Origin of the sequence: Shewanella sp. (assembly GCF_051658185.1) — a bacterium.
GTDB lineage: Bacteria > Pseudomonadota > Gammaproteobacteria > Enterobacterales > Shewanellaceae > Shewanella.
This window is the reverse complement of sequence record NZ_JBOFMC010000057.1, coordinates 1-9,295: the sequence shown is the minus strand read 5'-3', so window position 1 is coordinate 9,295 and position 9,295 is coordinate 1. Positions and strand designations below refer to the sequence as shown.

At 48.8% G+C, this 9,295-nt stretch carries 9 protein-coding genes; all 9 read right to left on the bottom strand.

The features are described 5' to 3' along the window. Positions 1–517: ribonuclease HII (locus tag ACRCZA_RS02365; RefSeq protein ID WP_438672882.1), on the bottom strand; the 517-nt coding region annotated here is incomplete at its 3' end. Further along, positions 517–1,671, bottom strand: coding sequence for a lipid-A-disaccharide synthase (lpxB, locus tag ACRCZA_RS02360; RefSeq protein ID WP_438672881.1), 1,155 nt, complete (start codon positions 1,669–1,671; stop codon positions 517–519). The genes lpxB and ACRCZA_RS02365, both read right to left, overlap by 1 nt. A gap of 146 nt (positions 1,672–1,817) precedes the next feature. After that, the gene (gene lpxA / locus ACRCZA_RS02355) at positions 1,818–2,588 is read right to left on the bottom strand and encodes an acyl-ACP--UDP-N-acetylglucosamine O-acyltransferase (protein ID WP_438672880.1); all 771 of its coding nucleotides are present in this window, start codon (positions 2,586–2,588) and stop codon (positions 1,818–1,820) included. After that, positions 2,585–3,049 (bottom strand): 3-hydroxyacyl-ACP dehydratase FabZ, encoded by a 465-nt coding sequence (gene fabZ, locus ACRCZA_RS02350; protein ID WP_438672879.1) that lies wholly within the window; start codon positions 3,047–3,049, stop codon positions 2,585–2,587. The genes lpxA and fabZ overlap by 4 nt, the downstream gene beginning before the upstream one ends. Positions 3,050–3,080: 31 nt before the next feature. Continuing rightward, entirely contained in the window at positions 3,081–4,106 is a 1,026-nt protein-coding gene (lpxD, locus tag ACRCZA_RS02345) for a UDP-3-O-(3-hydroxymyristoyl)glucosamine N-acyltransferase (protein ID WP_438672878.1), read from the bottom strand. A gap of 3 nt (positions 4,107–4,109) precedes the next feature. Further along, positions 4,110–4,607 carry an OmpH family outer membrane protein gene (locus ACRCZA_RS02340; RefSeq protein ID WP_438672883.1) on the bottom strand — a complete coding sequence of 166 codons (498 nt, stop codon included), beginning with the start codon at positions 4,605–4,607 and terminating at the stop codon, positions 4,110–4,112. A 65-nt stretch (positions 4,608–4,672) separates the two neighbouring features. Further along, the gene (bamA, locus tag ACRCZA_RS02335; protein WP_438672877.1) at positions 4,673–7,153 is read right to left on the bottom strand and encodes an outer membrane protein assembly factor BamA; all 2,481 of its coding nucleotides are present in this window, start codon (positions 7,151–7,153) and stop codon (positions 4,673–4,675) included. A gap of 31 nt (positions 7,154–7,184) precedes the next feature. Beyond that, entirely contained in the window at positions 7,185–8,555 is a 1,371-nt protein-coding gene (gene rseP, locus ACRCZA_RS02330) for a sigma E protease regulator RseP (RefSeq protein WP_438672876.1), read from the bottom strand. Positions 8,556–8,606: 51 nt separating this feature from the next. Then, on the bottom strand, positions 8,607–9,295 hold a 689-nt coding region (dxr, locus tag ACRCZA_RS02325), incomplete at its 5' end, for a 1-deoxy-D-xylulose-5-phosphate reductoisomerase (protein WP_438672875.1).

Sequence of the window (9,295 nt, the reverse complement as noted above, 5' to 3'; positions counted from 1 at the left end):
CAAATCCATATTGGGGATAAGCGGCATCGAGGGCGGCCATTTCCCGATCGCGGGTCACCTTGGCAATAATCGAGGCGGCGCTGATACTGGCCAGCAAACCATCGCCTTTGACTATGCTATGGCTGAGCACTAGTTTGCCATTATGGCTAAAACTTGGGCTGCGATTACCATCAACGAGGACCAATTCAGGGGCAAGCGTCAACCCGGCTACCGCACGTTGCATTGCCAGCATGGTCGCTTGCAAAATATTTAGCGTGTCGATCTCAAGGGGGCTTGCGCGGCCGACATGCCAACTCAGGGCGTTGGCACAGATCTCATCAAACAGCGCCTCACGGCGTTTTTCGCTCAGTTTTTTAGAATCATTGAGCCCTAGGATCGGCCGCGCAGGATCTAAAATGACCGCCGCTGTCACGACATCGCCGACCAAGGGGCCACGGCCCACTTCATCGACCCCTGCCGTGACGCAGGACTCAAAGGCGTGAATATCAGCCTCAGTTAACACCTTAAATACCGCCATTAATGGGTCTCCTTCGCGACGAGCGCCAATACCGCGGCAGCGGCCTGTTGGCTGGCATCGCAGCGCAGTTGCAAATGCAGGCGCTCAAATTCGGCCTTAAGCGGACCAAAGTCACGATTAAGCTCCTGCGTAACCGCCGCGGCAATCTTCTCCGGGGTGCAATCCTCTTGGATGAGCTCAGGCACGAGATCGTTGCCCGCGAGCAAATTGGGTAATGAAAATCGCTCTACCTGCATCATTCTCTTAGCAATACGGTAGGTTAGAGGGCTCACGCGGTAAGCAACGACCATGGGCCGCTTGACTAACATCGCTTCTAAGGTTGCGGTGCCTGAGGCCAGCAAAATCCCATCGACCGCAGCCATCACTTCCCGCGATTGGCCCTCTACCATATGAATGGCAAGATCAGGGGCGTGATCCTTCAAGGCTTGCTCAAATTGCGCCCGACGCTGTTGATTGACTAAAGGCGTCACAAACCGAATATCGGGCAATTGGGCTTTGATCAGCAATGCGGCTTTCACAAAAGGTTCCGCTAATTGCGCTAACTCGCCGCCACGGGAGCCTGGCAAAATTGCCAAATACTCGGCATTAGGGTCTAATCCCAGTAATTGACGGGCTGCAGCCTTATCACTTTGCATGGGGATATCGTCGGCTAAGGTATGGCCCACAAAGGTACAAGGCACTTGATGTTTATCGTAAAACGCTTTCTCGAAGGGCAGTAATGACAGCACCATATCGGTGGCCTTTGCGATTTTAAAAATGCGTTTAGGCCGCCAAGCCCACACCGATGGGCTCACATAGTGTACCGTTTTTATCCCGCGCGCTTTAAGCTTAAGCTCAAGCCCGATATTAAAATCCGGTGCATCGATGCCAATAAAGCAGTCGGGCTTAAGTGTGGTGAACGTCTTAATTAAAGATGCGCGCACGCTTAAGAGCCGCGGTAGGCGTGACAGCACTTCGACAATGCCCATCACCGCCAGTTCTTCCATCGCAAACAGAGATTCAAACCCCAGAGCCTGCATGCGCGGCCCACCGATCCCCACAAAGCGGGCGTTAGGATGCTGGCGTTGCAGCGCAGCCATTAACCCGGCACCTAAAATATCGCCGGAAAGTTCACCGGCAACCATGGCGAACACTAATGGAGTGTTATTGCTCATATACCAATCATGTCTCATTCATTAATGACAGTGAAGACACTGAGGCACCACAGCCTTAGCGCGGCATGCTCGGCGCCAAAGCCCCCGTGTGCCCATAATACAAAAGGGCATATAAATGCCCTTTTAGTTTGCGTGCTCGCCGGCGATTAGCGAATAATGCCCCGCCCGGCAGCGGTAACAAAATCAACGAGTAGCTTCACTTGCTCATCGTTTTGCGCCTCTTCAGCTAACGCCGCGACGGCTTCCTCTACGGTTAAGCTGCTGCGATATAGAGTTTTGTAAGCGCGGCGCACAGCAAGTTGGCTCTCTTTCGAAAAACCACGACGCTTCATGCCTTCGCTGTTTAGGCCACGAGGGATCGCAGGTTGGCCGGCAGCCATCACAAAGGGGGGCACGTCTTGGAGTAATAACGAGCATCCTGCGGTAAAGGCATGGGCGCCAATACGCACAAATTGATGTACCCCTGTCATGCCACCTAAAATGGCCCAATCGCCAACATGCACATGACCCGCTATCGAAGCATTGTTCGCCATAATGACGTTATTGCCGACCACACAATCATGGGCAATATGCACATAGTTCATAAACAGGTTATTAGAACCGATACGGGTTTCACTGTTATCCTGAACCGTGCCGCGGTGAATCGTTACATGTTCACGAATAATATTATTGTCACCAATAATCAGCCGTGTTGGTTCACCCGCATATTTTTTGTCCTGACACTCTTCACCCACGGAGGCGAATTGAAAAATGCGGTTACCTTTGCCAATCACTGTGGGGCCTTTTACCACCACATGCGAACTGAGCCAGCAATCATCACCAATCTCGACACCTGCCCCCACATAGGACCAAGGGCCGATAGTGACGTTATGGCCAATCTTTGCATCGGGATGCACAAACGCTAATGAATCTATCACGGATTAATCTCTCTGCGGGCACACATGATTTCAGCGGTACAAGCCACTTCTCCATCCACTTTAGCCTCGGCGTAGAAAACGCCAATCCCGCGGCGTTCTTTGATCATTTTAACGTCAAACTGAATTTGATCCCCAGGGACAACCACTTTTCTGAAACGAGCGTTATCAATTCCTGCGAAGTAATACAGAACCCCTGGAGGTGGAACGTCATCACTCATGGTCTTAAAGGCTAACAACCCGGTCGCCTGCGCCATCGCTTCTAAAATCAATACGCCCGGCATCACCGGCTGCACAGGGAAGTGCCCCTGAAAGAAAGGCTCATTGATAGTGACATTCTTGATCGCCTGCAGACTTTCACCTGGGGTGTAATCGAGCACACGGTCAATCAGTAGGAATGGATATCGATGGGGCAGATACTGAAGGATCTCCGTAATATCCATAGTGTTCATTTGCTTAGACACGAACCTGGTTCCTCAAATTGCCTTGGGGCAATTAATCTGGTGTTTGTAAATTTTTTTCTAACGTTTTCACTCGCAAAAACAGCTCGTCGAGTTGGCGGAAACGCACGGTATTGCGCCGCCAAAGCTGATTTTCCATGGCCACGGTCGCAGAAGAATACACCCCCGCTTCACGCATATTGCCAGTCACATTGGTGGACCCTGAAATATGAACGCCATCGGCAATGGACAAATGTCCGGCAACGGCACTGTTGCCACCAATAATACAATATTTACCGATGGTGACACTGCCAGCGATAGTCGTACTACCCGCAATCGCGGTGTTCTCACCGATAATGTCGTTATGGGCAATTTGCACTTGGTTATCAATGATCACACCTGAGTGGATCTCAGTATGGCCTAAAGCGCCACGGTCGATGGTGGTGCTTGCGCCAATTTCGACTCGATCGCCAATACGTACGCCACCAGTTTGGGGGATTTTAATCCATTGGCCGCGTTCATTCGCATAACCAAAGCCGTCGGATCCAATCACCGCACCGGAATGGATAATGCAGTCTTGGCCAATATGGACATTATGATACAGAGTCACATTCGCCCAAAGGCGAGTATTGGAACCAATGATCACATCTTGACCAATCACAGTGCCCGCACCAATTTGAACATGCTCACCGAGGATCACGTTCGCCCCGATCACCGCATTCGCGCCAATCGCGACTCCCTCGCCTAATTGGGCGGAAGGATCGATGTGCGCCGAAGGGTGGATCCCCACCGCAGCTTTTGGGGTGGTATCTAAATACTGAGCAACACGGGCAAATCCCACATAGGGATCTTTAACAATTAATGCAGTACCTTGGTAATCCTGCGCGTCTTTAGCTGACAATAACACCGCACTCGCCTGAGTATTCTCAAGCTGAGCGCGGTATTTACTGTTGGCTAAAAAAGAGATTTGGCCTGCGCTGGCATGTTCTAAAGTCGCTACGCTGTGAATGACTAACGTATCGTCACCTTGGATCACACCATCAAGTAATAGGCTTAGCTCTTTTAAAGTCACACTTTTCATCGATTACTTGCCTTTACTCAAGGCTTCAACCACTTTGCCACTGATGTCAGCGTTAGGCTTAACATAAACAACGGCGCGACGCTCTAACACTAAATCGTATTTTTCTTTTTCAGCAATAGTGTTAATCGCTTTCTGCACTTTCACTAACAGTTTGTTTTGCTCTTCACCTTGGCGACGACGCAGGTCTTCATCTAAGGCTTTACCTTTAAGCTGATAGTCAGATTTTAACGCTTCAAATTTGCGGCTTAGCTCGGTTTTTTGCGTTTCATTCATTAACGCGCCATCCCGTTGTTGCTTCTCCATCATAGAGCGCATTTCATCTTGCATTTTCTGAACTTCAGCCATGCGATCGCCAAACTCACTCTTAAGAGATTGAGAGATCTGCTCGCGTTGTGGCAACTGTTCAAACACCGCACCCATATCTACTACGGCGATACTTTCAGCTTGTGCTGCCAATGGTGCACCTAATAATACTAACGTCATCAGGGCACGATTTACCATCTTATTCAAAATAGACTCCTTGTTACTTTTGTTATTATCAGCAAAACCTGCCGAGTGTATGCCTTTTAAAAAGTTTTGCCAATATTGAACGAGAAGATCTCCGTTTGGTCACCTTCATATTCTTTTATCGGCCACGCCAAACTAAACACCATAGGTCCCATTGGCGATAGCCACTGTAGACTTAAGCCCCATGACGCGCGGATCCGCGCCGGGTCACTATAGTCCTGCAGTTTTTCAAATTCTTCTGCAGGTAAGGTTTGGTAGGACGCATAATCAAACTCGGTATCCCACACGTTACCCGCATCGACAAAGAAACTGGTTCGAACCGAATTGGTATAGGCTTCATCCAAGAATGGCGTCGGGACAATAAATTCCAAACTTGCCGTCGCGATAGCGTTACCACCAATGGAACGGCCTGAACTCACCTGAATACTATTTGGATCGCCCGGTAAGCTACAGCCATCACCCGATGGATCGGGAGAACAAGGCTCACTGCCGCGATACAGATAGAATGAACGCGGCCCTACTGAGTTTGACTTAAAGCCACGCAGCGAGGTACTGCCACCGGAATAATAGTTTTCCCAGAACGGCAGGATCTGATCGTTATCGTTAAATTGACCATAGCCATTACCATAACCCAATCGACCACGCGCTAACACCACAAAGCTTTGGCTACGGTTGACGGGGAAGTAAAAGTTAGTATCAAAGTCGGTTTTAAAGTACTGTAAATCCGAGCCCGGTACCGTCATTTTACCGCTTAAACGCTGGGACGAACCATCCGTTGGGAAGGTGCCACGGTTTAACGTACTGCGATACCAGCCTAAACTCAGTTCAAAGTTATCAAAACTTAAATCGGCATTCGGATCTTCGGCGCGATAAATGTTATAAAAACGCAACGCTTGTTCGTAGGCCGAAATCTCAGAAATGGTGTTATGGCGATAACCAATGCCACCATTGATACGGTTATATTCGTTAATCGGGAAACCCGAGTTTAACGCCACGCCATAGGAGCTATTTTTATAGCGCTCTAAGTTCGCTTCATTGGCATCAAATTCGTTCCAATAAATACTGCCGCCTAAACTCACGCCATCCTTTGTCCAATAAGGATCGGTATAGGATAAGTTCACGTTCTTAGAATACTTGTTGGTGCTTAGGTTAATCCCGGCTTGGTTACCCGATCCGAGGAAGTTATTTTGCTGCACACCAAACTGTAAACTTAAACCCGATTCAGTCCCGTAACCCACACCAGCGTTAAATGAGCCCGATGGCTGTTCTTTCACTTTTACCGCAACATCGACTAAATCGTCGGTACCAGGCACTTGGATGGTTTCAGTATCCACGGTTTCAAAGAAGCCTAAACGGTTAAGCCGCGCTTTAGACTGCTCGATTTGCGCCGAGTTGAGCCAAGCCCCTTCCATCTGGCGCAGTTCACGGCGCATGACTTCATCTTTCGTCACGGTATTACCAGTGAAGTTCACCGAACGGACATACACCCGCTTACCCGGTTTGATATTGATGTTTAAGGTCACTTCCTTCGTTTTATCATCAATTTCTGGGTAAGTTTTCACTTCAGGGTAGGCGTAACCAAAGCGACCGAGGTATTTGCTGTACATGTCCTCGGTAAAGGTCACATCGCCGCCATTGTACATATCACCGGCTTTAATCGGCAAAATCGATTGCATTAACTCTTCACGGCCCATTAAATCGCCTGTGAGATTCACGCCTTTGACTTTATACTTCTCACCTTCATTCACGTTAATAGTGATATATAGCCCTTTGCGATCGGGCGTCATCGCCACCTGCGTTGAGGTCACTTCAAAGCGGATATAACCTTTGTTGTGATAGTAGGTTTTGATGGTCTCAAGATCGGCCTGCAGTTTTTGCTTTTGATAGCGACGCTCACCAAACAAATCCCACCAAGCCACATAATCTTTGAGCTCTAACATGCCAATCAACTCAGCATCGGTGAACTCTTTATTGCCGACCACGTTAATTTGGCGGATCTCAGCGGCAAGGCCCTCGGTAAAGTTGAATTTTAGTTCAACTCGATTTCGAGGTAAGTTAATCACCTGAGCTTGCACTTTAGCGCCATATTTACCGACGCCGTAGTAAAAATCCTGCAAGCCCTTTTCAATGCCCGTCAGCATAGTGCGATCGAGAGACTCGCCGACTTTTACGCCAGAGCCATCCAAACTTTCCTGCAACTGTTCATCTTTAATGTCTTTATTGCCTTCAAAGGTCACGGCGCTGATGGTGGGGCGTTCAGTGACGCTCACAATCAACACGCCGCCATCACGACTGACAGAGACATTTTCAAAATTAGTCGAGGCATACAGGCTTTTAATGGCCTGCTGAATTTTTAGCTGATCAACAGTATCACCTACTTTAACTGGTAAGCTTAACAAGGCAGCACCAAGTGCGACTCGCTGCAAACCTTCAACTTGGATGTCGGTCACTTCAAAGGGTTGGAAAGTATTCGCCAACACAGTCCCTGAAAACGACGCACCGACGAATAACATCGAGGCAAAAAGTTTATTCAATCTCATAGAGCACTTCTAATTATTAGTCTGTCCTTGCTCAGAGTCGGGCAAAATCATTGAAGAGCGCAATGCTCATCAACATCAGCAGTAATGCTGCCCCAACCCTGAATCCTATTTCCTGTACCTTTTCAGGCACAGGTTTACCAGTTATTACTTCAATAAAGTAATACAGCAGGTGTCCCCCATCGAGCACGGGTAAAGGTAACAAATTAATGATACCTAGATTGACGCTGATGAGCGCGAGGAACCCAAGAAAATACACCAAACCATAGGTTGCACTATTACCCGCACCCTGGGCGATGGAGATCGGTCCACTCAGGTTTTTCACCGACACATCGCCGGTAAATAATTTGCCTATCATCTTAAAGCTGACCACCACCAGTTGCCAGGTTTTATCGGCAGCAATGGCGATTGACTCGATAGGCCCGTATTGAAGCTGTAAGCGCATGTTTTCAGGCCATTGCGCCTGTGTTGGGCTGACGCCTAACATGCCCACTTCTTGATCTTGAGCATTTTTGACACTCGATGGCGTCACCATCACCTGCCGCAGTTCACCCTCACGACTTATCGTTAAGCTCACAGGCACATTGGCAGAATGCTGAATAATGTCAACAAAAGCCTGCCAATCCGTATAATTTTTACCGTTGATGGCGACCACAATGTCACTAATGGCAAGATCACTTTTTTCGGCGGCACTGCCGGCACTTATCGACGCGATTTTGGGTTCGATCTGGGGGCGATATACGCCTAAGCCGAGCGCGGTGATCGGCGATTCTTTTTCAGGATCAAACCGCCATTCCCGGGTATTTAAGGTGTAAGTGCGCGGCACTGCCTCAAAGCCTTGTAGGTCACTTAATGGCGCTAAGGAAACCGTTAAACTGTCATCACCGATATGGCCGACTAAGGCTAAATTCACTTCTTCCCAATTACGGACCTTTTGTCCGGAAATGGCGGTCACTTGCATCGGCTCCGTCACTTGAATTTGCGCAGCGGCCGTGCCTGCGAGGGTCGAGTCAATCACAGGTTTAACCGAAGGCACACCGATTAAATACATAAAATACAGCGCGATAATCGCAAAAATGAAATTGGCAATCGGCCCAGCAGCCACAATCGCGATCCGTTGCCACACGGTTTTACGATTGAACGCCTGATCTTTAAGCTCCTCAGGCACTTCCTCAACGCGCTCATCAAGCATCTTAACGTAACCGCCAAGGGGGATCATGGCAACGACATATTCAGTACCGTCTCGCCCTACCCTGCGCCAAATGGCCCGCCCAAAGCCAATCGAAAAGCGCTCGACTTTGACCCCACACCGACGGGCAATATAGAAATGACCATACTCGTGGGCGGTAATCAATAACCCCAACGCCACGATAAAAGAACCTAAGTTCCAGAAAAAATCTATCATCCCACTCCTTATGCTAGCAAGGTATGCTACACAATATGAAAACTAAAATTCTTAACAGGTTATTTTAGTTAAGATTTCTTCGGCATAAATGCGAGTTTGCGCATCGAGGGCAATAATATCCTCAATACTACTTAAACCACGTTGTTTAATCGCGATAAGACAGCGTTCATTTACCTTAGCAATATCGGTAAAGCCAATACGCCCTTGTAAGAAGGCCGCCACGGCGACTTCATTGGCCGCATTGAGCACGGTAGTCGCTTCTTGACCTTGGGCACAGGCCGCTATCGCCAACGCTAAACAGGGAAAACGCTCAAAATCAGGCTCACAAAAGCTTAATTGTCCGACTTTGAAAAAATCTAAAGGTTCCACGCCTGAGCTAATTCTTTGAGGATAGGCCATACAATGCGCAATTGGAGTACGCATATCCGGATTACCCATTTGGGCGATCACCGAGCCATCACGGTATTGCACCATAGAATGGATGACGCTTTGCGGATGAATGACCACCTTCAACTGCGCTGGTTGCGTGTTAAAGAGCCAGCGCGCTTCAATATACTCTAAGCCCTTATTCATCATCGTCGCCGAATCAACCGAAATCTTCGGCCCCATCGACCAATTAGGGTGCTTACAGGCCTGAGCAGGGGTCATTGTCTTGAGACTGCTTAAGGGCGCCGTTAAGAAAGGTCCCCCTGAGCCCGTCAGTAAAATATGTGAAATCCCAGCGGCGGCTAGATCGCAGC

Bases quoted from the DNA above. Each gene is read 5' to 3' on its own strand.
- lpxB (WP_438672881.1), bottom strand. From the start codon at position 1,671: ATGAGCAATAACACTCCATTAGTGTTCGCCATGGTTGCCGGTGAACTT.
- lpxD (WP_438672878.1), bottom strand. From the start codon at position 4,106: ATGAAAAGTGTGACTTTAAAAGAGCTAAGCCTATTACTTGATGGTGTG.
- ACRCZA_RS02340 (WP_438672883.1), bottom strand. From the start codon at position 4,607: ATGGTAAATCGTGCCCTGATGACGTTAGTATTATTAGGTGCACCATTG.
- bamA (WP_438672877.1), bottom strand. From the start codon at position 7,153: ATGAGATTGAATAAACTTTTTGCCTCGATGTTATTCGTCGGTGCGTCG.
- rseP (WP_438672876.1), bottom strand. From the start codon at position 8,555: ATGATAGATTTTTTCTGGAACTTAGGTTCTTTTATCGTGGCGTTGGGG.